Origin of the sequence: Streptomyces sp. RKAG293, assembly GCF_023701745.1 — a bacterium.
Classification (GTDB): Bacteria; Actinomycetota; Actinomycetes; order Streptomycetales; family Streptomycetaceae; genus Actinacidiphila.
The window spans coordinates 6,297,549-6,317,849 of the sequence record NZ_JAJOZB010000001.1 but is presented as its reverse complement, the minus strand read 5'-3'; the positions used below and the strand labels follow the sequence as shown (position 1 = coordinate 6,317,849).

Sequence of the window (20,301 nt, the reverse complement as noted above, 5' to 3'; positions counted from 1 at the left end):
GCACCGGAGAACCCTCATGCTTGAGATGTCACCCGAGGGCTTCTCCCTCGACGGCCGCCCCCTGCGCCTGCTGTCCGGCGCGCTGCACTACTTCCGAACGCTCCCCGAACAGTGGCCGCACCGGCTGCGCATGCTGCGCGCGATGGGCCTGAACACCGTGGAGACGTACGTCCCGTGGAACCTCCACGAGCCGCGCCCCGGCGCGTACGACTTCGACGGCATCGCCGACCTGGACGGCTTCCTGCGCGCCTCCGCCGAGGCCGGCCTGCACGCGATCGTGCGCCCCAGCCCGTACATCTGCGCGGAGTGGGAGAACGGCGGACTGCCCTGGTGGCTGCTGGCCGACGGCGACCTGCGGCTGCGGGTGGCCGACCCGCGGTACCTGGACCGGGTGGACCGCTGGTACGACCGGCTGATCCCGATGATCGCGGCCCATCAGACCACCAGGGGCGGAAATGTGCTGATGGTCCAGATAGAAAATGAATACGGCTCATTCGGTACAGACAGCGCTTACCTTCAGCACCTCGCCGACGGTCTGCGGTCGCGGGGGATCGACGTCCCGCTGTTCACCTCCGACGGCCCGGAGGACTTCTTCCTCACCGGCGGGGCGGCCCCCGGCCATCTCGCCACCGTCAACTTCGGCAGCCGTGCCACCGAGGCCTTCGGCGAGCTGCGCCGCTTCCGGCCGCAGGACCCGGCGATGTGCATGGAGTTCTGGAACGGCTGGTTCGACCACTGGGGTGAGAAGCACACCGTCCGCTCCCCCGAGGACGCCGCCGGCGCGCTGCGCGAGATCCTGGAGAACGACGCCTCGGTCAACCTCTACATGGCGCACGGCGGCACCAACTTCGGCACCTGGGCGGGCGCCAACACCGCCGACCCGCGCACCGGCGAGGGCTACCAGCCGACGATCACGTCCTACGACTACGACGCCCCGATCGACGAGCGCGGCGCCCCGACCCCCAAGTTCTGGGCGTTCCGCGAGGTGCTCGCCGCCTACACCGAGCAGCCGGCGCCGGACCCCGACCCGATGCCGCCGCTGCTGGCGCCCGCCCGGATCGAGCTCACCGAGTCCGTGCCGCTGTTCGACGTCATCGGGCGGCTCTCGACCGGCACCGTCCACTCCCCGGTGCCGCCGTCCTTCGAGGAACTGGGCCTGGCCCACGGCCTGGTGCTGTACCGGACCAGCATTCCCGGCCCCCGCAAGGCGTATCCGCTGACCCTGGAGGGCCTGGCCGACCGGGCGCACGTCTTCGTGGACGGCGTGCCGGCCGCTGTACTGGAACGCGACGGCGACGAGCGGCCCGAGATCGCGGTGGCCGGCCCGGCCGCCCGCCTGGAACTGCTCGTCGAGTCCATGGGCCGGGTCAACTACGGTGCCGCGATCGGCGACCGCAAGGGTGTGTCGGGCGTGCTGCACACCCAGCAGTACCTGCACGGCTGGACCGCCGAGCCGGTGCCGCTCGGCGACGGCACGCCGGACGGCCTGCCCTGGGGCGCCGCCGCCGCCTCGAGCGGACCGGCTCCCGCCGGGGCGGACGGCGTGGACGGGACGTCCGCTCCCGCCGCGTTCCACCGCGGCTTCCTGGACGTCGACGAGCCCGCGGACGGCTATCTCGCGCTGCCCGGCTGGACCAAGGGCTACGTCTGGGTCAACGGCTTCTGCCTGGGCCGCTACTGGGACCGCGGCCCGCAGCGGACCCTCTACGTGCCGTGGCCGCTGCTGCGTCCCGGCCGCAACGAGATCGCGGTCCTCGAACTCGACGGGCACGCCGGGCCGTTCGTCGAGATCCGCACCGAACCCGACCTCGGCTGACCGGCCGGTTCAACGGGGCGGTTCAACGGGCCGACTCAACGGGTCGGTTTCCCGGTCCACCCATCTGGTCTAGTCCATTTTTCCACCTCGCCACCGGTTCCGGGCGGGGCATCCAGTACCGTCCGACCTGACGGACGGAACGACGAAGGGACGGCACCTCCATGTCGATCACCGCGGAAGAGATCGCCACCCAGCCGGAGTGCTGGGAGCGCGCCGCCGGACTCGTCCCCGAGGTCGCGGGCTCGCTGCCCGCCACCGGGGAGAAGGTCGCGGTCGTGGGCTGCGGTACTTCCTGGTTCATGGCCCAGTCGTACGCGGTGCTGCGCGAGCGCGCCGGACTGGGTGTGACCGACGCCTTCGCCGCCTCCGAGTTCCCGTACGGCCGCGACTACGACCGGATCGTGGCCATCACCCGCTCCGGCACCACCACCGAGGTGCTGGAACTGCTCCGCAAGGTGCGGGGGATGCGCGGAACGCGCGGGACGGTCAGGACCACGGCGGTCATCGGCGATCCGGACACCCCGATCGTGGACCTCGTGGACGACCTGGTCGTGCTGGACTTCGCCGACGAGAAGTCCGTCGTCCAGACCCGCTTCGCGACCAGCGTGCTGGCGCTGCTCCGCACCCACCTCGGCGAGGACATCGCGCCCGCCGTCGCCGACGCGCGCCGCGCCATCGCCGAGGTGCTCTCGCCCGATCTGCTGGGCGCCGAGCAGTTCAGCTTCCTGGGCACCGGCTGGTCCTACGGCATCGCGCTGGAGGCCGGCCTCAAGATGCGGGAGGCGGCGGGCGCCTGGACCGAGTCGTACCCCGCGATGGAGTACCGGCACGGCCCCATCTCGATCACCGGCCCGAACCGGATCGCCTGGGTCTTCGGCGACCTCCCGGAGGGCCTGGACGGTGACGTGGCGCGCACCGGCGGCACGCTGGAGGCCTCGGGCACCGACCCGCTGGCCGATCTGATCCGGGTGCAGCGGCTGGCGGTCGCCATCGCCGAGGCGAACGGCCTCAACCCCGACACCCCGCGCAACCTCACCCGTTCCGTCGTCCTGACCTGACGCGTTCCGCCTGCTCCTGCCCGACTACTTGCATCCGACTGCTTGAAGGGGATCCCATGCCACTGGTCACCACGGGTGAGATCACCGGCCCCGCGATGGCCGCGGGCCGGGGTGTCGGCGCGTTCAACGTCATCCAGTTGGAGCACGCCACCGCCATCACCGCGGGCGCGGAGCGCGCGGGTCTGCCGGTGGTCCTGCAGATCAGCGAGAACGCGGTGCTCTACCACGGCGCCCTGGAGCCCGTCGCGGCCGCGACCCTCGCCATCGCCCGCGCCGCCTCCGTACCGGTCGCCGTCCACCTCGACCACGCCACCGACCGCATGCTCGTGGAGCAGGCCGTCACACTGGGCCTCACCTCGGTGATGTTCGACGCCTCGACGCTGCCCTACGAGGAGAACGTGGCCGTCACCGCCTCGGTGGCCGAGCACTGCCACCGCGCGGGCGTCTGGCTGGAGGCCGAACTGGGCGAGGTCGGCGGCAAGGACGGCGTGCACGCGCCGGGGGTGCGCACCGATCCGGCCGAGGCGGCGGCGTACGTCGCGGCGACCGGTGTGGACGGCCTGGCCGTCGCCGTCGGCACGTCGCACGCGATGAGCACGCGGACCGCTGCGCTCGACTTCGAGCTGATCGGACGGCTGCGGGCCGGCGTCGAGGTGCCGCTCGTTCTGCACGGCTCGTCGGGCGTCTCGGACGATGATCTGGCCCGGGCCGTCGCGCACGGCATGGTGAAGGTCAACATCGCCACCCACCTCAACGGCTGCTTCACGGCGGCGGTGCGCGAGACCCTCGCGGCGCAGCCGCGGCTGACCGACCCCCGCAAGTACCTCGGTCCGGGACGTACCGCTGTCGCGGACGAGGTGGCGCGGCTGCTGCGGGTGCTGGCCGGTCCGCCGGCTGCGGGGTAGGTGGGTCGGGGGCCGGGCCCTCCGGGGCGGGGCTTCGAAATCGACTATTTACGAGCCTGGCGGCTCACAAATAGCTCGGCAGCATTTCGAAACCCCACCCCTGCGGACCCGTCCCCCTCACGTCACAGCCAGGTCCGCTCTTGCCCGGCTCGTTCGGAACCCTCAGCAGCCGCCGCAGTTGTAGTAGAGGACGTCCCAGTGGCTGCCCTCGTCCGCGTAGATGTTCCCCGACCCGGACTTGTACTGCGGAGCGCCGTCACCCCGCAGCCCGATGTACGTGAACCGGTGGATGTAGTTGGTGATGCAGGTGTTCTTGCCGAAGTCGAGCTTGTAGCCGTTCCAGTGGCTGTACGTGCCGCTCGCGTGCCCGGTCTCCGTGCCGCCGGTGATGTTCAGGGCGCAGCCGCTCGCGTGCTTGAGCGTGACGGCACCCTGCGCGGTGGCCAGGTTGAGTTGGTCGAAGGACGTACAGGTGGACACGTTGCGGTTGGAGCAGCCGCCGGACGAGGACCAGGTGATCCCCGCCGAACTGAACATGGACGTGGCCTGTGCGTGCGTCAGTTTGCTGACCGCGTAGGCGTCGTGGGAGGCGGCGATGCCGACCCCGGGGGCGAACAGAACACCGAGCGCGAGAACGAGCGCGCTCAGGACGGTGCGGAACTTCAGCACTCTGCCGAGCCTCATACGAGAACCTCCTGCGGATTCGTGCAACCGGTGGGGCGGTTGTGCGGGTGCCGCTCTTGGTGCGTGACGAGTGTGCCCGAGTTCTACGCGCGTCCGCCAGAGGTCCGCATTCCGCTTCACGGTACGGTCACCGCGAATTCGCACCAGACGACCTTGCCGGGATCGCGCCGCCCCACACCCCAGTCATCCGCAAGTCCCGCCACCAGCAGCAACCCGCGCCCGCCCTCGTCCTCACCCTGTGGACAGAGGGCGGGCGTCCGCACGTCCCCTCCCCCGCTGTCGTGCACCTCGATCCGCAGCGGGGCGCCGCCCTGGCCGAGGGTGAGGTGCAGCCGGAAACCGCGCCCGGGGGGCACCCCGTGCAGCAGGGCGTTGGTCGCCAGCTCGCTCACGCAGAGCAGCACCTCGTCCTGCCGGTCCGCCACACCCCACGCCCGCAGCGCCAGCGCGGTGAAGCGCCTGGCAGCGGGTACGGAGCGGCGCTCGCGCCGGTAGAACGCCTCGCGGAAAAGGCGCAGTTGATTGTTCTTTTCCATGGCGCGACTGTCACAGTCAGTGATTACGTTGGACCACAGTGTCAGGGCGTACGGATGGGTTGTACGCCCCGGGAGGGGGTCGCGTGCGGCGACGGACGGGAAGGGGAGACCTCATGCATCCGGCGAACAAGCCCAAGAAGAATCCGTCGTGGCACGTGATCGGCGCCATGCTCGGTCACTTCCGCAGAGCAGAACGCTTCACGCAGGCAACGCTGGCCGAGCGACTGTGTGTGCACGAGGAGACGATCGCCTCGATCGAGCAGGGTCGCAGGCCGCTCAAGCGGGACCTGGCGGAACACTTGGACCAGCTGCTGGGGACGAAGGGCGCGCTGGCGGTCGCGGTGACGCAGATCCCGGAGAAGGAGCGGTATCCGCTGTTCGCGCAGGACTTCATCGAGCAGGAGCAGCGGTCGCTGACGCTCCTTTGGTACGAGACCCACGTGATTCCCGGCCTGCTCCAGACCGAGGAGTATGCGCAGGCGGTCTTTGCCTGTCTGTTCCCACCCATCAGTGCGGAAGAGGCGGAGGAACGGTTATCAGCCCGGCTCGACCGGCAGAGGCTCTTCGAGCGGAAGCCCTGGCCGCCGATGATGAACTACCTGCTGGAGGAGTCGATCCTGCACCGCCCGATCGGTGGCCGTGCGGTACTGCGCGAGCAGAACCGCCACCTGCGCCGATGCGCCGAACTCCCCTTCCTGGGACTGCAGATCATGCCGACGGACCGCTATGAGCACGCCGGGCTCGACGGTCCCATGGTTCTGCTGGAGACCCCCGACCATGAGCAACTGGCTTATATGGAAGGCCAGCGCGTCAGCTTCCTCGTCGATGATCCAGACGAGGTCAGTGTGCTCCAGCAGAAATATGGGATGCTGCGATCGCAGGCCCTCACCCCTGAGGAGAGCAAGGGCCTGTTGGACGATCTGCTAGGAGATTCATGAACCGCGCAGCAAGCCCACAGCGTTCCGACGACGATCTCGCTTGGTTCAAGTCCACTCACAGCGGCAGCGAAGGCGGCGCCTGCGTCGAGATCGCCTACGCCTGGCGCAAGTCCAGCCACAGTGGCAGTGAGGGCGGCAACTGCATCGAGGTCGCCGCCCACCCCCAGGCCGTGCACATCCGTGACTCCAAGGACCCCGACGGCCCGGCCCTGACGGTCTCCCCCGCCGCCTGGACCCGCTTCGTCGCCTTCGCCGCCGGGGCCGACCTCTCCGCGTAGGCGTACGACGCCGCCCGGCCCCAGCACCTGGTCACTGTCGGTCATGAATAGGCCAGGTCTTTACCGTTCTTTGCGAGCTCCAGGTTGTCCGGCCCCCGAGGGCTTGAAACGATCAATGGATTGCCGGACAGGGGAACTCCCGCAGTTGATGTGGCGCGCCCGCATGCCGCGAAATCCTCCCCGGCACTCAGATCATGACCAGGGCGAGCGGAATGGTTGCGGGGATGGCGGACCTCAAAGTGTCCTACGACAGGCTCGAGGAATCGACGAAGAGCCTGCAGACGATCCAGCGGGAGCTGGAGGACACAGGCGGGCACCAGAAGGAAATCAAGGAGTTTCTCGGCTCCGGTGACATCGCGCACGCGATGCACGACTTCGCCAGCAACTGGGACTACCACCGGCACAAGCTGCTGGACAAGGTGAAGGCGATGGGCGAGATGGCCGAGAAGACCATGGAAGCCTTCAAGGACGTGGACAAGAAGCTCGAAGACGGCCTCGACGGCGCAGGCAAGAAGAAGTAGCCCCCGTCACTCCCCGCCAGTAGTCGATCCAGCATGTTCACGCGTGAGGGGAACCAGCAGCATGAGTAGGCCGCCCGACTATGAATGGGCCGTGCTCGACGAGAGCCAGGACCCGATTCCCGGGGAACCGCACGAGGTTCGGGCCGAGGCCAAGCGCCTGAGCAAGATGGCTGAGACGATCCGCGACCAGATCGGCCTGCTGACGGATATCGCAGGTGACGAGAACGTCGGCAAGTTCGCCGACAAGCTGCGCGATACCGCTTCGGAACTCAAAGGCGACCTGGGAAAGGTCGCCACCCGGTACGAGACGGTGTCCGGATATCTGGGCAGCTGGGCCGACGACCTGGACCACTGCCAATCCGAGTCGCTGAAGGCCCTGACCAAGGCCCAGGCCGTCGCGCCGACCGCCAACTCCCCCGAAGTGAAGCCGGCGGCCGGGCAGCCGGTGCCGAAACTCACCCCGGAACAGCAACACCATAAGGATGTCCTGGACCACGCGAAACAGGCCGCCCAGGGTGAACTCACGCAGGCGAAAACGCAGTTGGCGCATACGAAGAGCCACCGGGACGAACGTGCCCACCATTGGATGCAGAAGATCGAGGACACCGAACACGACGGCTTGAAGGACAGCCGGTGGGACGGGATCAAGGACTTCATCCATGAGCACGCCGGGCTGATCAAGCTGCTCGCCGACATCTGCACCTGGATCGTCACCGCCCTCATCATCATCTCGCTGTTCATTCCCGGCCTCGACCTCCTCACCGGCGTGCTGGGCGGACTGATGCTGGCCGCCCTGCTGGGCCATACCGCCGTCGCGCTCACCGGCGACGGCTCCTGGACGGATGTGGCAATGGACGTCTTCGCCATCGCCACCCTGGGCACAGCGGCCTGGGCGAAGGCTGCGCTGAAGGGTTCGACGGCGTTCGCCGAGGGCGTGGCGAACGCGACGCGCGCCGGAGCGGAGGCCGAGGAGGGCGGGACGAGTGCGAGCCGGGCACTGGCCGAAGGCGCGGACATGGCAGAAGGCGCGGACCAGGGAGGCTTCACCCGACTGTGGTCCTCGCTGTCCGACTACGGCACCGCGGTCGGCCAGAAGTTCCTCGCCGGTGGCGAGAAGGAAGTCCTGGAGAACATGACGAAACTCCGCCAACTCGCCGAGGAGTTCCCGAACACCCGACTGTTCCCCAACGCGCTCACTCGCGCCGGCGGCTTCCTGAAAACGGTGCGGATCATCAATGGCGCCGCCAATGCTGCCGACGAGTTCAGCCACTGGGCGGGCGGCAGCGACACGTTCAACTTCATCGGGAATCTGGTGCACGGCAAAGGATTCGACGGCGATCTCCTGCACCCGGTGGTGGAAGGCGACACGTCGAAGCCCTTGCCCATATTCGGTAAGTTCAAGGAACTGACCACCGTGGAGGTCGGCTCATGACGGTGAGCGGCTACCGACTGGTCGTCCCGGACGAGTGGGAGAAGATCCCGGTCCAGCGGGGTACGGACAAGGCCATCGCCAGCCTGCTCGATCGCGCCTTCGCGAAGCATGGACGCGATCAGGTCGCCCAGTACCGACGGGAGTTGGAGTCGCGGCTGAAAAAGGTGATCAACCAGGCTCGCCAGAACGCAGGCGTCGATCTCTTCCTGCCCGTGGGAAACCGCGAGCAGAACCTCCCGGCCTCGTTCCTGATCTCCTACGTCGAATTCGGGCGGCTCGACGCCCCTGACCCTCAGCAGGTGCTGGCCGAAGTACTGTCGACGACTCGGGGTGGGGAGCCGGTGGAAATCGCCGGGTGCTCCGGCATCCGGACGGAACGGAACTACGACGCCGATCCGGAACGCGAGGTCGATTACGCGTCACGTCGCATCGAGTACATACTTCCCGTGCCCGGAACCGCCGACAGCTGGCTGCTCTCCTCGTTCTCCACGTTCGGTGGCGGAAGCCCCGACGACGACATCGCAAAACTCCTCGGTGCGCTGTTCGATGCGATCATGAGCACGTTCCGGTGGAAGTACCAGCAGGAGGACGCGTGAGCTTCGACCACCGCAAGTCGACGGAGAACTGGGCCCGGATCGACTACGACCGGGACGTCTGGTTTCCCATCCCTCTTGCCTTCAAGGGCACCAAATGGGCGGATGCCGCCGAGTGGGCTTTCGACTACGCCGGTGACCGCTTCCTTCGTGGCGGCCGGGAGCTGACCAAGAAGGTCGTGAAGAAGGAAGTTCTGCCCTTCGCGCAATCCCTCGTGCGGGGGCAGAGCGAAATCGTCGGCAGCGTAGCTGCGCACAAGCTGTACTTCCACTGCCCCGACTACACGAAGATGCCGGTCGCGGTCGCCATCGCGCTGTGGAAGCGTGAAGGAACCAGGGAAGAGGCGTTCCAGCACTACAGCTACTTCGGCACCAAGAGCGCGACGGTCCAACCGGTTGCGGAGTGGTTCGAGACCGAAGCGCTCGGACGGGGCGTCAAGGCCCAGTGGAGCGGCGTCACCGAAATCGGTCAGTACGACCAGGTCAACTACATCTTCCGCGACGAGGACTTCGACACCGACGTGCACGTCTTCCTGATGTCGTGGGACCACCAGCGATTCCTGGAAGTCCTCCCCGACCTGGACGCATTCGTCCGCAGCATCCACTGCACCCCGGACCCGGACAAGACCGGACCCGGGTCCACCGGACAGGCCCCCGCCACCAGCTGACGGGAGCCCGCCCCCGGCCCGTTACTCCTGCGGGTCGACGCCCGCGCGCAGCAACCCGTACGCGTACGCGTCGTCCAGCGCCTGCCAGGAAGCCGCGATCACGTTCTCGGCGACGCCGACCGTGTTCCACTCGCCCTTGCGGTCGCTGGTGGTGACCAGGACGCGGGTGGTGGAGTCGGTGCCCTGGCGGCCTTCGAGGATGCGGACCTTGTAGTCGACGAGCTGGAGCTCGGCGAGCTGCGGGTAGATCCGTTCCAGGGCGACACGGAGTGCGCGGTCGAGGGCGTTGACCGGGCCGTTGCCCTCCGCGGTGGCGACGATGCGCTCGCCCTTGGCCCACACCTTCACCGTGGCCTCGTTGGCGTGGGTGCCGTCGGGGCGGTCCTCGACGATCGCGCGCCAGGACTCGACGCGGAAGTAGCGGCGGGGGCGGCCGTTGATCTCGTCGCGCAGCAGCAGTTCGAAGGAGGCGTCGGCGGCCTCGTAGGTGTAGCCCTGGAGCTCGCGCTCCTTCACCCTCGCGACGACGCGGCCGACGAGCTCGCGGTCGTCGCCGAGGTCGATGCCGAGTTCTTTGCCCTTGAGCTCGATGGAGGCGCGGCCCGCCATGTCGGAGACGAGCATCCGCATGGTGTTGCCGACCTGCTCGGGGTCGATGTGCTGGTAGAGGTCCGGGTCGACCTTGATCGCGGAGGCGTGCAGACCGGCCTTGTGCGCGAAGGCGGAGACGCCGACGTAGGGCTGGTGGGTGGAGGGCGCGAGGTTGACGACCTCGGCGATGGCGTGCGAGATGCGGGTCATCTCGGCCAGGGCGCCCTCGGGGAGCACCTTCTTGCCGTACTTGAGTTCCAGTGCGGCGACCACCGGGAAGAGGTTGGAGTTGCCCACCCGCTCGCCGTAGCCGTTCGCGGTGCACTGCACGTGGGTGGCGCCCGCGTCGACGGCGGCGAGAGTGTTGGCGACCGCGCAGCCGGTGTCGTCCTGGGCGTGGATGCCCAGCCGCGCGTTGGTGTCGGCCAGGACGAGGCCGACCACGGCCTGTACCTGTGCCGGCAGCATGCCGCCGTTGGTGTCGCAGAGGACGACGACGTCGGCGCCGGCCTCGTGCGCGGTCTTCACGACCTGCTTCGCGTACTCCGGGTTGGCCTTGTAGCCGTCGAAGAAGTGCTCGCAGTCGACGAACACCCGCCGTCCCTGCTCGCGCAGGTAGGAGACGGTGTCGCGGACCATCTCCAGGTTCTCTTCGAGCGTGGTGCGCAGCGCCAGTTCGACATGCCGGTCGTGCGATTTGGCGACCAGCGTGATCACCGGAGCCTGGGAGTCCAGCAGCGCCTTGACCTGCATGTCCTCGGCGGCCTTGCCACCGGGGCGGCGGGTGGCGCCGAAGGCGACGAGCGTGGCGTGCCGCAGTTCCAGCTCGGTGGCGGCGCGGGCGAAGAACTCGGTGTCCCGGGGGTTGGCGCCCGGCCAGCCGCCCTCGATGAAGCCCACCCCGAAGTCGTCCAGGTGCCGGGCGATCGTCAGCTTGTCCGCGACGGTGAGGTTGATCCCCTCACGCTGCGCGCCGTCGCGCAGCGTGGTGTCGAAGACATGGAAGCTGTCGTCCAATGCGGCTGTCATGGTGGTGAGACTCCTGTCGGATGAGTGGCTACCGGAAGACCCGTCTCCACTTGCCCCCAATGATCCCTCGCGCTTCGCGTCCGGCGTGGGTGGGCCGGGAAACGAAAAAACCTCTCGCGGATGCGAGAGGTCTGCACGCGGGTCTGGGACACGGTGGTCGCTGCCGTACGTTTTCTACGGGGCGCTCACTGCGGACCGGCGTGCGCTGTCCATAATGATGACGTTGGAGAGCACGGAGGCAGTCTGGCACAGACCTGCCCCCGCGCTCCGGCCCGTCTCAGGATGCGAGCGCCTTCTCACGGTCCCGCGTGTCGAGGCCCACCCGGTGCAGATCGATCTCCTTCGTCTCGCGCATCGACAGGTAGACGACGAGCGACACCGCCGCGCAGCCCGCCACGTACCAGTAGTAGCCGGACTCGATGCCGCCCTTCTTGAACCACAGCGCCACGTATTCGGCGGTGCCGCCGAAGAGGGCGTTGGCGAGGGCGTACGGGAGGGCGACGCCCAGGGCGCGGATGTGGGTCGGGAAGAGCTCGGCCTTCACGCAGGCGTTGATCGACGTGTAGCCGGTGACGACCACCAGTGCGAGCAGGGCCAGCCCCAGGGCCGACCAGAAGCCGCTGACGTGCTGGAGCATCGTCATGATCGGGACGGTGAGGAAGGTCGAGCCGACGGCGAAGGTGATCAGCAGGGGGCGGCGGCCGATGCGGTCCGACAGCGCTCCCGCGAGCGGCTGCAGACAGGCGAAGACCGTCAGCGCGCAGAAGCTGACGAGGGTCGCGGTCTGTTTGGGCAGGCCCGCGCTGCTGGACAGGTACTTCGTGAGGTACACGGTGTACGTGTAGTACGCGACCGTGCCGCCCATGGTGAGCGCCATGACCAGGAACGCCTCGCGCCGGTGCTTCCACAGCGTCCCCAGGGTGCCGCTGTCCTCACCGGCCTCGCCCGCTTCGGCGGACGCCCCCTCGTAGACGTCCGTCTCGAGCATGCTGCGCCGCAGGTAGAAGACGATGGCCGCGCCGGCGGCGCCGACGATGAACGGGATCCGCCAGCCCCAGCTGTGCAGCGCTCCGTCCGACATCGTGTGCTGCAGGATCAGCTGCAGCCCGAGCCCGATGATCTGCCCGACGGTCATCGACACGTACTGGAAGCTGGAGGCGAACCCCCGGCGGCCGGGCGCCGACGCCTCCGTCAGATACGTGGCGCTCGCCGCGTACTCACCGCCGACCGACAGGCCCTGCAGCAGCCGCGCCACCAGCAGGACGGCCGCGCCGCCGTACCCGGCGACCGCGTACGTCGGCGCCGCCGCGATCAGCACCGCGCTCGCCGACATCAGGGAGACCGAGAGCGTCAGCGCCGCCTTGCGGCCCTTGCGGTCGCCGATCCGGCCGAGCAGCCAGCCGCCGACCGGCCGCATGAAGAAGCCGACCGCGAAGATGCCCATCGTGTTCAGCATCTGGGCGGTCTCGTCCCCCTTGGGGAAGAACGAGGCCGCGAAGTACGTCGCGAACGTCGAGTACACGAACCAGTCGAACCACTCGACCATGTTGCCTGCCGAGCCGACCCAGATCTTCTTCCAGTGCTGCTGACCGTCGGCGCGTTCCGTGGTGCTCATGGTCAACGACCGTGCCGGAACGGACGGTTCCCCCGCAAGACCGCCTCCGGCGGCGCCGGCTCACTGACCCGCGCTGCTGCCCCCGCCGCCGGTGGAGAACCGGGTCCTGGGTCGCTGCGGCCGGTGCGGCGGCAGAGCGGTGATGCCCAGGTCGGCGCGCATCAGCTGGCGCAGCGCGTACAGCTCGTCGGAACACCCGGCCAGCTCGGTCTCCGCCGCGCTCCGCTGCTCCCCCGACGGCGGCTCACCGTCCGCGGGGGTGAGCAGCGAGTACACCCGGTTGAGCCGCCCGATGAGCTCCGCCGCGGGGACCAGCACCGCGTCGCTGATGACCATCTGGGCCGCCGCGTACGTATCGCGGTGCGACCGGCGTGCGTCGTCGAGCTCCTGGCGCCGCGCCGCGGCCTCCGCGGCCCCGCCGCGTGCGGTCAGACAGCCGGACAGCGCGTCGTGGTAGCGCCGGACCGACTGGTTGAGCAGGGCGTTCCACGCCCGGCGCACCTCAAGGCTCTCGCGCGCGCTACCCCGTTCGAGTTCGGCTCTGCGCTGCGCTTCCGCCAGCTCCAGCTCCGCCTGCTTGCTCCTGGCGGCGGCGCGGTGCGCCAGCAGGGCGGTCAGGAGCGCGCCGAGGGCACCGACGACTGCGACGACGAGGGCGATCACGCCGTCCAACGTAGTGCCGAAGGCTCACTTGGCGGGTGCGAACAGGCCGTCCTGGAGGAACTCCCGGACGTGGCCGAGCACCGCCTCGCGGTCGGTGCCGGGCAGGCCGACGACCAGGTGGGTGCCGAAGCCGTCGAGCAGCGCGCGGAGCCGGACGGAGAACCGTTCGGGGTCGGTGCTGCGGAACTCGCCGCGGGAGATGCCCTCGGCGACCAGCGCCACCAGGTCCCGGTGCCAGGCCAGTTCGAGCGAGAGCTGCCGCTGCAGACCCTCCTCGCCCAGCTGGGAGCGGGTCCAGACCTCGGACCACAGCACCCAGTGCGGATCGCGGTGGCCGTCGGCGAGGTAGTGGTCGATGACCAGGTCGAGCCGCTCGCGGGCGGGCAGCGGCTTGGACAGCAGGGCGCGGCGCTGGGCGCCGAGCTGCTCCTCGCTCCACTCCAGGGTCTGGAGGAGCAGCTCGTCCTTGCTGCCGAAGTAGTAGAGGACGTGGCCGCTGCTCATCCCGATCCCGCGGCCGAGGCCGGCGAGGGTCAGCTCGGCCAGGCCGTGTTCCGCGATGGCCGCCATCGCGGCGGCCATCACCAGCTCACGGGGCTGCTTGAGCCGCCGCCTGGCGCGGGGCGTTCCGGTCACCGCGTCCTCCGACGATGTATCCCCGGGTCACACCTGGGGCTGCTGTTGCGTGATGCAGTGGATGCCGCCGCCGTGCGCGAAGATCGTGCGGGCGTCGACGGGGACCACTTCGCGCTCCGGGAAGAGCCGGCCGAAGATCTCCGCGTTGACCCGGTCGGCCGGGTCGTCGAAGGAGCACAGCACGACGGCGCCGTTGCACAGGTAGTGGTTGACGTAAGAGTAGTCGACCAGTTCCCCGTCCTCCCCGGTGGCCGAGGGGGCGGGCAGCTCGACGACCTCCAGGGCGCGGCCGCGCGCGTCGGTGGCGTTGCCGAGCAGCTTGATCGTCTCCTGCGACACCGCGTGGTCGGGGTGCGACGGGTCCTGCTGGCTGTGCACGACGACCGTGCCGGGCCGGACGAACGCGGCCAGGATGTCGACATGGCCGCGGGTGCCGAAGAGCCCGTAGTCGGCGGTCAGCCCGCGCGGCAGCCAGATCGCCTTGGTCGTGCCGAGGTACGCGTGCAGTTCCTCCTCGACCCGCTCCTTGGTCCAGCCCGGGTTGCGTCCCGGGTCGAGCTGGACGGTCTCGGTGAGCAGGACGGTGCCCTCGCCGTCGACGTGGATGCCGCCGCCCTCGTTGACCAGCGACGAGGCGTAGGTGCGGGCCCCCGCGAGGCCGGCGACTTGGGCGCCGACCTGGGAGTCCAGGTCCCACTGCGCCCACTCCTGGGCGCCCCAGCCGTTGAACACCCAGTTCGCGGCGGCCAGTTCGCCGTCGCGGACCAGGAACGTCGGGCCCATGTCGCGCATCCACGCGTCGTTGAGCGGCTGCTCCACGACGTCGACACCGGGGCCGAGCAGCGAGCGGGCCTTGTCGCCGTCACCGGGTGTGGTGAGCACGGTGACCGGCTCGTAGCGGCTGATGGTGCGGGCCACCTCGGCCCAGGCGCGGCGGGAGACGTCGAGGTCCTCGTCGTCCGCGAAGGTGGTGCTGGGGGACGGCAGCGCCATCCAGGTGCGGGCGTGCGGGGCCCACTCGGGGGGCATCCGGAAGCCGTCGACTGCGGGGGTCGTGTTCATGGTGCGGATCCTTGTCACAAGAAGTACAGGCGGCTGAGGGACACCTGGTCGGCGGGTTCCGAGCGCAGCGGGTCACCGTCGAGGGTGACCAGGCCGGTGCTGCCGTTCACGTCGACCTGGCCGGTGCGGGAGTTGAACAGCAGGTCGGCGGGGCCGATGCCGCGCGTGCCGCGCACCGCCACCCGGCGGCGTCGGGTCGGCATCCGGTCGTTCGCGGACTCGGCCGCGGCGCGGGCGACGAAGGCGACCGACAGATCGGCCGCGGTCGCGCCGTGCGCCCCGAACAGCGGGCCGATGACGAGGGGTTCGCAGTCGTCGGTGGCCGCGTTGGGGTCGCCGGTGACGCCGTAGGCGGGGAAGCCGGATTTGAGGACCATCTGCGGCTTGGCGCCGAAGTACTGCGGCTTCCACAGCACGATGTCGGCGAGCTTGCCGACCTCGAGGGAGCCGATCTCGTGGGCCAGGCCGTGGGCGATGGCGGGGTTGATGGTGAGCTTCGCGATGTAGCGCAGCACCCGCGCGTTGTCGTCGGCGGGCCCGTCGCCCTCCATCGGCCCCAGTTCGGCCTTCATCTTCCCGGCCATCTGGAAGGTGCGGCGGACGGTCTCGCCCGCGCGGCCCATGCCCTGCGCGTCGGAGGAGGTGATGCCGATCGCGCCCAGGTCGTGCAGCACGTCCTCGGCGCCCATCGTCCCGGCGCGGATCCGGTCACGGGCCATGGCCGCGTCGCCCGGCAGGTCGGTCTTGAGGTCGTGGACGGAGACGATCATGCCGTAGTGCTCGGCGACCGCGTCCCGCCCGAAGGGCAGCGTGGGGTTGGTGGACGAGCCGATGACGTTCCGCACGCCCGCCATCTTCAGCACGTTGGGCACATGCCCACCGCCACAGCCCTCGATGTGGAAGGCGTGGATCGTGCGGCCGTCCAGCACGGACAGGGTGTCCTCCACCGACAGGCACTCGTTCAGGCCGTCGCTGTGCAGCGCCACCTGGACGTCATGCTCCTCGGCCACCCGCAGCGCGGTGTCCAGCGCACGGGTGTGCGCGCCCATGTCCTCATGGACCTTGAAGCCGGACGCGCCGCCCTCGGCGAGCGCCTCGACCAGCGGAGCCGGATCGGAGGACGAGCCGCGGGCCAGGAAGCCGATGTTGACCGGCCACGCGTCGAAGGCGTTGAACGCGTGCCGCAGCGCCCAGGGCGAGTTGACGCCGACGCCCCAGACCGGGCCGAACTCCTGGCCGATGATCGTGGTGACGCCGGAGGCGAGTGAGGCCTCCATGATGCGCGGCGAGAGCAGATGGACGTGGGTGTCCACGGAGCCGGCGGTCGCGATCAGGCCTTCGCCGGAGACGATGCTGGTTCCGGTGCCGACGACGACATCGACCCCGTCGAGGGTGTCGGGGTTGCCGGCCCGGCCGATCGAGCAGATCCGGCCTTCGCGGATGCCGATCGAGACCTTGCGGATGCCGAGGACGGCATCGATCACGACGACATTGCTGATCACGACGTCACAGGTGTCGCGGACGGCCGCCGCCTTGAGGTGCATGCCGTCACGGGCGGTCTTGCCGAAACCGGCCAGGAACTCGTCACCCGGCAGCTGCGCGTCGGACTCGACCCGGACGACGAGCCCCGAGTCGCCCAGCCGCACCCGGTCCCCGGCACGCGGACCGTGCACCGCCACGTATTCGCGCGGGTCGATTCCGGTCATGAGCCGTCCTCCAACGAGTTCGGGGTCGGGTTCGGGGGTGGGGGTGGGGTCGGGGTCGAGGGCTGGGTGCCGAGGTAGCCGCAGGCCGCGGCCCTTCGCAGGGCCTCCTCGCGGGCACCGGGCGCGTCCAGCGGGCCGTCCACCAGGCCCGCGAAACCGATCGCGACCCGGGCGCCGCCGATCGGCACCAGCCCCACCGGCGCGGACTCCCCCGGGCCGAAACGCACCGACGAGCCCGCCGGGACGGCGAGCCGCATGCCGTAGGCGGCGGCCCGGTCGAAGTCGAGCCGCGGGTTGGCCTCGAAGAAGTGGAAGTGCGAGGTCACGCTGACCGGCACGGTCGCGGTGTTGTGCACGGTCACCGTCACGGACGGAGCCCGCTCGGGGACCGCGGGGCCGGTCAGTACGGCGCCGGGCGCGTCGTCGCCGAGCGACCCCCCGCCGATGGGAGCGGTGATCACGGCGAGCCGGGAGCCGTCGTCGAAGACGGCCTCGACGTGCACCTCCTTGACCACGTCGGCCACCCCGGGGAGCACGTCCTCGGGCCCGAGGACGGCCTTCCCCGCGGCGATGGCCTCGGCCAGCCGGCGGCCGTCCCTGGCCGCCTCGCAGACGGTGTCGGCGATGAGCGCCGTCGCCTCCGGCACGTTCAGCAGCAGGCCGCGGGCCCGGCGGGCCCGCGCCAGCTCGGCGGCACCGAACAGCAGCAGGCGGTCCCGCTCGGTCGGGGTCAGTCGCATGTCGCGCCTCTCGCAGAGTTAGAACGTCACTCTAACAATTCATCCCGTGGCCGTGAAGTATTGACCGTAGGCCATACGTGGGAGACATTGAATGCCGTTCAAACATGACAGGAACCGCGTAGGGAGACCGCCCATGCAGATCGAGCAACGCGGAGTCGACACCGTTCCGGACGAGGAGCGCACCAGCGGCCCGCGCGATCTGGTCAGCATCCTGCTCGGGTCGAATCTCGCCCTGGGAGTGATCGTCTTCGGCTGGCTGCCGGTCTCCTTCGGCCTCGGCTGGTGGGCCTCGGTGAGCGCCCTGGCGGCCGGCACCCTGGTCGGCACGCTGCTGACCGCGCCGCTCGCCCTCGTATCGCTGCGCAGCGCCACGAACCTCTCCACCAGCAGCGGCGCCCACTTCGGGGTACGCGGCCGGCTGCTCGGATCGGTCATCGGCCTGCTGCTCTCGCTCGGCTACACCGCCCTGACCCTGTGGGTCGGCGGCGACGCCGTCGTCGGCTGCCTCAACCGCCTCTTCGGCCTGCCGACCGGCGCGGCGAGCTACGCCGTGGTCTACGCGGCCCTCGCCGGCTGCACCGCGACCGCCGCCGTCTTCGGCTACCGGATGCTGCTGCGGCTCAGCCGCGCCCTGGCCGTCGGTCTGACCGTGCTGCTGCTCATCGGCTTCATCGCCTACGCGGGCAGCTTCACCACCTCACCGGTGGAGGGATCGGCGTACCTGCTCGGCGGCTTCTGGCCGACCTGGCTGCTCGCCGCCGTGTCCGCCGGGCTGAGCGGGCCCATCGCCTTCATCACGCTGCTCGGCGACTACACGCGCTACATCTCGCCGCGCCGCTTCAGTCAGCGCAAGGTCTTCTGGTCCACCTGTCTGGGCCTGGTCGTCGGGCTCCTCGTACCGCAGTTGTTCGGCACGTTCACCGCCCTGGCCGTCGGCGCCGCCGACGACTACGCCGGCCCGCTGGTGGCCGCCGCCCCCGCCTGGTACCTGGCGCTGCTGCTGGCCAACGCCTCGGCGGGCTCGGTCGGCAACGCCGGCCTGATGCTCTACAGCATGGGCCTCGACCTGGACGCGATCCTGCCCCGCGCGTCCCGGACCCAGGCCACGTACGTCGTGGCGGCCTTCTCCACCGCGCTGGTCTTCCTGGGGCACTTCGCGTGGGCGGCGCAGGACGCGATGACGTCGTTCGTGCTGTTGCTGACGGCCGTCGGGACGCCTTGGGCGGTGGTGACGCTGCTGGGGTTCGTGCGGGTTCGGGGCCGCTACGACACCGATGCGCTGCAGGTTTTCAACCGGGGGACGCGTGGGGGGCTGTACTGGTACCGGGGCGGCTGGAACGTCGCGGCTACCGCCGCCTGGGCCTCCGGCGCGGTGGTCGGCCTCCTGGCCGTGGATACACCGCTTTACAGCGGACCGCTCGTTTCGTGGACCGGCGGCATCGATTTCAGCTTCCTGCTGTCGGCGGCTGTCACAGCCGGCGCGTATCTCGCCCTGAACGCCAAGCGCCCGCATCCGGTCCCGATGAGGGAAACGGAGCGGGCACTGGCGCAGCAGGCTTGACGGCCGGGCGGGCGCAAAGCCTCAGCCCAGCTGGTGCATCCAGCCGTGGGGGTCCGGGGCGGTGCCGGTCTGGATGGACAGGAGCGCTTCGCGCAGCTTCATCGTCACCTTGCCGGGGCTGCCGTCGGCGACGGTCCAGTCGGCCCGGGTGGACTTGACGGAGCCGACCGGGGTGATCACGGCGGCGGTGCCGCACGCGAAGACCTCGGTGATGGTGCCGTCGGCGCAGCCGCGCTTCCAGTCCTCGACGGAGATCCGGCCCTCGTTGACGTCGTAGCCCAGGTCCGCGGCGATCTTCAGCAGCGAGTCGCGGGTGATGCCGGGGAGCAGCGAGCCGGTCAGGGCGGGGGTCAGGATCTTGTTGCCGGACACGAAGTACAGGTTCATGCCCCCCATCTCCTCGATCCAGCTGCGCTCGATCGCGTCCAGCCAGACCACCTGGTCGCAGCCGTGCTCGATGGCCTGGGCCTGGGCGACGAGGGACGCGGCGTAGTTGCCGCCGGCCTTCGCGGCGCCGGTGCCGCCGGGCGCGGCGCGCACGTACTCCTCGGAGAGCCAGACGGAGACCGGCTTCACGCCGCCGGCGAAGTACGCGCCGGCCGGCGAGGCGATCACCATGAAGAGGTACTCGTTGGCCGGCTTGACGCCCAGCCCGACCTCGGTGGCGAACATGAAGGGCCGCAGGTAGAGCGACTGCTCGCCCGCGCTGGGCACCCACGCCTTGTCCTGGCCGACGATCGCGTCGACGGCCTCGATGAACGTCTCGACGGGCAGCTCGGGCATGGCCAGCCGGCGCGCGGAGTCCTGGAAGCGCTTGGCGTTGGCCTCGGGGCGGAAGGTGGCGACCGTGCCGTCGGGCTGGCGGTACGCCTTCAGGCCTTCGAAGATCGTCTGCGCGTAGTGCAGCGTCATGTTCGCCGGGTCGATGGAGAGCGGGGCGTACGGCACGAGCTGCGCGTCGTGCCAGCCACGGCCCTCGGTCCACCGGATCGTCACCATGTTGTCGGTGAAGTGGCGGCCGAACCCGGGGTTGGAGAGGATCGCCTCGCGCTCCGCGTCGGACAGCGGGTGCGAGGAAGGCTTGAGCTCGATCGTGGGCGTCGTCGTCATGTCTGCGTGTCCTTCACCGTGAGGTCATGGCGGACCGCACCCGCCGTCCCAGTGCTTGGACGTCCGAGTTTCCCCTCGCACAGCGGCCCCACCGCTGATTATCGCAGCGATGGGGCCATAGGCATAAATGTGCGGCCCGGAGTCGATGGTCGCACCCGG

General features: G+C 69.7%; 20 protein-coding genes. 10 read left to right on the top strand and 10 right to left on the bottom strand.

All coding sequences use genetic code 11. The features are described 5' to 3' along the window. Nucleotides 1-16: 16 nt before the first annotated feature. The 3 genes from LNW72_RS28100 to LNW72_RS28090 all read left to right on the top strand — a co-directional run bounded on the left by LNW72_RS28100 (nucleotide 17) and on the right by LNW72_RS28090 (nucleotide 3,779). Complete coding sequence (locus LNW72_RS28100) at nucleotides 17-1,816, top strand: beta-galactosidase family protein (protein ID WP_250977910.1); 1,800 nt, start codon at nucleotides 17-19, stop codon at nucleotides 1,814-1,816. Between the two features lie 161 nt (nucleotides 1,817-1,977). Beyond that, the gene (locus tag LNW72_RS28095; RefSeq protein ID WP_250977909.1) at nucleotides 1,978-2,874 is read left to right on the top strand and encodes a sugar isomerase; all 897 of its coding nucleotides are present in this window, start codon (nucleotides 1,978-1,980) and stop codon (nucleotides 2,872-2,874) included. A 56-nt stretch (nucleotides 2,875-2,930) separates the two neighbouring features. Next, the gene (locus LNW72_RS28090) at nucleotides 2,931-3,779 is read left to right on the top strand and encodes a class II fructose-bisphosphate aldolase (protein WP_250977908.1); all 849 of its coding nucleotides are present in this window, start codon (nucleotides 2,931-2,933) and stop codon (nucleotides 3,777-3,779) included. A gap of 162 nt (nucleotides 3,780-3,941) precedes the next feature. Here the strand turns inward: LNW72_RS28090 and LNW72_RS28085 are convergent, their stop codons facing one another. Both LNW72_RS28085 and LNW72_RS28080 read right to left on the bottom strand, forming a co-directional pair. Further along, nucleotides 3,942-4,463, bottom strand: a complete 522-nt coding sequence (locus tag LNW72_RS28085) for a hypothetical protein (RefSeq protein ID WP_250977907.1) — start codon at nucleotides 4,461-4,463, stop codon at nucleotides 3,942-3,944. A gap of 116 nt (nucleotides 4,464-4,579) precedes the next feature. Continuing rightward, nucleotides 4,580-4,999, bottom strand: coding sequence for an ATP-binding protein (locus tag LNW72_RS28080; protein ID WP_250977906.1), 420 nt, complete (start codon nucleotides 4,997-4,999; stop codon nucleotides 4,580-4,582). 113 nt (nucleotides 5,000-5,112) lie between these two features. On the opposite strand from LNW72_RS28080, the gene LNW72_RS28075 reads away from it, so the two are divergent. The 6 genes from LNW72_RS28075 to LNW72_RS28050 all read left to right on the top strand — a co-directional run bounded on the left by LNW72_RS28075 (nucleotide 5,113) and on the right by LNW72_RS28050 (nucleotide 9,429). Further along, nucleotides 5,113-5,937 (top strand): helix-turn-helix transcriptional regulator, encoded by an 825-nt coding sequence (locus LNW72_RS28075; protein ID WP_250977905.1) that lies wholly within the window; start codon nucleotides 5,113-5,115, stop codon nucleotides 5,935-5,937. After that, the gene (locus LNW72_RS28070; RefSeq protein WP_250977904.1) at nucleotides 5,934-6,215 is read left to right on the top strand and encodes a DUF397 domain-containing protein; all 282 of its coding nucleotides are present in this window, start codon (nucleotides 5,934-5,936) and stop codon (nucleotides 6,213-6,215) included. Before LNW72_RS28075 ends, LNW72_RS28070 begins: the two co-directional genes overlap by 4 nt. Nucleotides 6,216-6,454: 239 nt before the next feature. Next, a complete protein-coding gene (locus LNW72_RS28065; RefSeq protein ID WP_250977903.1) occupies nucleotides 6,455-6,736 on the top strand; it encodes a hypothetical protein in 282 nt (93 codons plus the stop codon). Between the two features lie 91 nt (nucleotides 6,737-6,827). After that, complete coding sequence (locus LNW72_RS28060; RefSeq protein WP_250977902.1) at nucleotides 6,828-8,168, top strand: hypothetical protein; 1,341 nt, start codon at nucleotides 6,828-6,830, stop codon at nucleotides 8,166-8,168. Next, complete coding sequence (locus tag LNW72_RS28055) at nucleotides 8,165-8,764, top strand: hypothetical protein (protein WP_250977901.1); 600 nt, start codon at nucleotides 8,165-8,167, stop codon at nucleotides 8,762-8,764. The genes LNW72_RS28060 and LNW72_RS28055 overlap by 4 nt, the downstream gene beginning before the upstream one ends. After that, a complete protein-coding gene (locus LNW72_RS28050; RefSeq protein WP_250977900.1) occupies nucleotides 8,761-9,429 on the top strand; it encodes a hypothetical protein in 669 nt (222 codons plus the stop codon). The genes LNW72_RS28055 and LNW72_RS28050 overlap by 4 nt, the downstream gene beginning before the upstream one ends. A 21-nt stretch (nucleotides 9,430-9,450) precedes the next feature. Here the strand turns inward: LNW72_RS28050 and cimA are convergent, their stop codons facing one another. The 7 genes from cimA to ureA all read right to left on the bottom strand — a co-directional run bounded on the left by cimA (nucleotide 9,451) and on the right by ureA (nucleotide 17,471). Further along, nucleotides 9,451-11,049 carry a citramalate synthase gene (cimA, locus tag LNW72_RS28045; RefSeq protein ID WP_250977899.1) on the bottom strand — a complete coding sequence of 533 codons (1,599 nt, stop codon included), beginning with the start codon at nucleotides 11,047-11,049 and terminating at the stop codon, nucleotides 9,451-9,453. A gap of 277 nt (nucleotides 11,050-11,326) precedes the next feature. Then, nucleotides 11,327-12,664, bottom strand: coding sequence for an MFS transporter (locus LNW72_RS28040; RefSeq protein ID WP_250977898.1), 1,338 nt, complete (start codon nucleotides 12,662-12,664; stop codon nucleotides 11,327-11,329). 60 nt (nucleotides 12,665-12,724) lie between these two features. Next, nucleotides 12,725-13,327, bottom strand: a complete 603-nt coding sequence (locus LNW72_RS28035) for a hypothetical protein (protein WP_250977897.1) — start codon at nucleotides 13,325-13,327, stop codon at nucleotides 12,725-12,727. Nucleotides 13,328-13,351: 24 nt separating this feature from the next. Next, nucleotides 13,352-13,963 (bottom strand): TetR/AcrR family transcriptional regulator, encoded by a 612-nt coding sequence (locus LNW72_RS28030; RefSeq protein WP_250977896.1) that lies wholly within the window; start codon nucleotides 13,961-13,963, stop codon nucleotides 13,352-13,354. Nucleotides 13,964-13,990: 27 nt separating this feature from the next. Then, entirely contained in the window at nucleotides 13,991-15,025 is a 1,035-nt protein-coding gene (locus tag LNW72_RS28025) for an agmatine deiminase family protein (RefSeq protein ID WP_250977895.1), read from the bottom strand. A gap of 14 nt (nucleotides 15,026-15,039) precedes the next feature. After that, the gene (locus LNW72_RS28020; protein ID WP_250977894.1) at nucleotides 15,040-16,731 is read right to left on the bottom strand and encodes an urease subunit alpha; all 1,692 of its coding nucleotides are present in this window, start codon (nucleotides 16,729-16,731) and stop codon (nucleotides 15,040-15,042) included. Next, nucleotides 16,728-17,471 carry an urease subunit gamma gene (ureA, locus tag LNW72_RS28015; protein WP_250977893.1) on the bottom strand — a complete coding sequence of 248 codons (744 nt, stop codon included), beginning with the start codon at nucleotides 17,469-17,471 and terminating at the stop codon, nucleotides 16,728-16,730. The genes LNW72_RS28020 and ureA overlap by 4 nt, the downstream gene beginning before the upstream one ends. 133 nt (nucleotides 17,472-17,604) lie before the next feature. Between ureA and LNW72_RS28010 the strand changes: the two genes are divergently transcribed. After that, nucleotides 17,605-19,032 carry a cytosine permease gene (locus LNW72_RS28010; RefSeq protein ID WP_250977892.1) on the top strand — a complete coding sequence of 476 codons (1,428 nt, stop codon included), beginning with the start codon at nucleotides 17,605-17,607 and terminating at the stop codon, nucleotides 19,030-19,032. A gap of 21 nt (nucleotides 19,033-19,053) precedes the next feature. Here the strand turns inward: LNW72_RS28010 and LNW72_RS28005 are convergent, their stop codons facing one another. Then, nucleotides 19,054-20,142, bottom strand: a complete 1,089-nt coding sequence (locus LNW72_RS28005; protein ID WP_250977891.1) for a branched-chain amino acid aminotransferase — start codon at nucleotides 20,140-20,142, stop codon at nucleotides 19,054-19,056. Nucleotides 20,143-20,301 lie beyond the last annotated feature (159 nt).

What these genes read in the sequence shown, in the direction of transcription:
- LNW72_RS28100 (WP_250977910.1), top strand. Translation starts at nt 17, where the DNA reads ATGCTTGAGATGTCACCCGAGGGCTTCTCCCTCGACGGCCGCCCCCTG.
- LNW72_RS28095 (WP_250977909.1), top strand. Translation starts at nt 1,978, where the DNA reads ATGTCGATCACCGCGGAAGAGATCGCCACCCAGCCGGAGTGCTGGGAG.
- LNW72_RS28090 (WP_250977908.1), top strand. Translation starts at nt 2,931, where the DNA reads ATGCCACTGGTCACCACGGGTGAGATCACCGGCCCCGCGATGGCCGCG.
- LNW72_RS28085 (WP_250977907.1), bottom strand. Translation starts at nt 4,463, where the DNA reads ATGAGGCTCGGCAGAGTGCTGAAGTTCCGCACCGTCCTGAGCGCGCTC.
- LNW72_RS28080 (WP_250977906.1), bottom strand. Translation starts at nt 4,999, where the DNA reads ATGGAAAAGAACAATCAACTGCGCCTTTTCCGCGAGGCGTTCTACCGG.
- LNW72_RS28075 (WP_250977905.1), top strand. Translation starts at nt 5,113, where the DNA reads ATGCATCCGGCGAACAAGCCCAAGAAGAATCCGTCGTGGCACGTGATC.
- LNW72_RS28070 (WP_250977904.1), top strand. Translation starts at nt 5,934, where the DNA reads ATGAACCGCGCAGCAAGCCCACAGCGTTCCGACGACGATCTCGCTTGG.
- LNW72_RS28055 (WP_250977901.1), top strand. Translation starts at nt 8,165, where the DNA reads ATGACGGTGAGCGGCTACCGACTGGTCGTCCCGGACGAGTGGGAGAAG.
- cimA (WP_250977899.1), bottom strand. Translation starts at nt 11,049, where the DNA reads ATGACAGCCGCATTGGACGACAGCTTCCATGTCTTCGACACCACGCTG.
- LNW72_RS28040 (WP_250977898.1), bottom strand. Translation starts at nt 12,664, where the DNA reads ATGAGCACCACGGAACGCGCCGACGGTCAGCAGCACTGGAAGAAGATC.
- LNW72_RS28025 (WP_250977895.1), bottom strand. Translation starts at nt 15,025, where the DNA reads ATGAACACGACCCCCGCAGTCGACGGCTTCCGGATGCCCCCCGAGTGG.
- LNW72_RS28020 (WP_250977894.1), bottom strand. Translation starts at nt 16,731, where the DNA reads ATGACCGGAATCGACCCGCGCGAATACGTGGCGGTGCACGGTCCGCGT.
- ureA (WP_250977893.1), bottom strand. Translation starts at nt 17,471, where the DNA reads ATGCGACTGACCCCGACCGAGCGGGACCGCCTGCTGCTGTTCGGTGCC.
- LNW72_RS28010 (WP_250977892.1), top strand. Translation starts at nt 17,605, where the DNA reads ATGCAGATCGAGCAACGCGGAGTCGACACCGTTCCGGACGAGGAGCGC.
- LNW72_RS28005 (WP_250977891.1), bottom strand. Translation starts at nt 20,142, where the DNA reads ATGACGACGACGCCCACGATCGAGCTCAAGCCTTCCTCGCACCCGCTG.